Below are 326 nucleotides of genomic sequence, written 5' to 3'. Positions count from 1 at the left end.
GTAGGCAGTTCCGTTTCGGTATCCGCAGGGAGAACAGTCACTGTTTGGGTATCGGTGGCTGTATTTCCATTGAAATCTGTCACCGTCCAAGTTACTGTTGTCATACCTACAGGGAAAGAATCCGGTGCGTCATTGCTGACATCTTCCACGCCGCAGTTGTCCGAAGTGTTTGGTTCCCCTAGGTCCACATCCGTAGCAGTATCCTGACCTTGTTGTAATTGTATATTGATATTCGCAGGCGCTGAGATGTTCGGTGCCTCATTGTCCTCAACAGTCACTGTCTGTTGGTCAGTGGCCGTATTTCCATTGCCGTCAATCACAGTCCA

At 49.4% G+C, this 326-nt stretch carries 1 protein-coding gene; it reads right to left on the bottom strand.

Annotation, left to right across the window (positions count from 1 at the left end; genetic code table 11):
• Positions 1–326: HYR domain-containing protein (locus M3O96_RS21975; protein WP_249725507.1), on the bottom strand; the 326-nt coding region annotated here is incomplete at both ends.

Source organism: Aquiflexum sp. TKW24L (assembly GCF_023502205.1).
Taxonomy (GTDB): domain Bacteria; phylum Bacteroidota; class Bacteroidia; order Cytophagales; family Cyclobacteriaceae; genus Cognataquiflexum.
Note: the sequence above shows the minus strand (reverse complement) of the source record. Positions and strands in the feature narration are given on the sequence as shown.